Below are 232 nucleotides of genomic sequence, written 5' to 3' on the forward strand. Positions count from 1 at the left end.
GACCACCGGCTGCTCGAGGAGCTCGCGGCGGCGGCCACGATCCCGGTGGTCAACCTGCTGTCCGACCGGGGCCACCCGTGCCAGGCCCTGGCCGACCTCCTCACCATGCAGCAGACCGTCGGCGAGCTCGGCGGCGCCACGGTGGCGTGGGTGGGCGACTTCAACAACGTGGCCCGCTCGCTGGCCCTCGGCGCCACGATGCTGGGCATGAAGGTGCGGCTCGGCTGTCCGC

1 pseudogene (cut by a window edge) is annotated in these 232 nt (G+C 73.7%); it reads left to right on the plus strand.

Annotated features, from left to right (window positions below):
- Positions 1–232 (plus strand): annotated as a pseudogene (locus tag GEV06_28955) (ornithine carbamoyltransferase) (it continues 302 nt past the right edge of the window).

The sequence above is a fragment of the Luteitalea sp. genome (genome assembly GCA_009377605.1).
Lineage (GTDB): Bacteria > Acidobacteriota > Vicinamibacteria > Vicinamibacterales > Vicinamibacteraceae > WHTT01.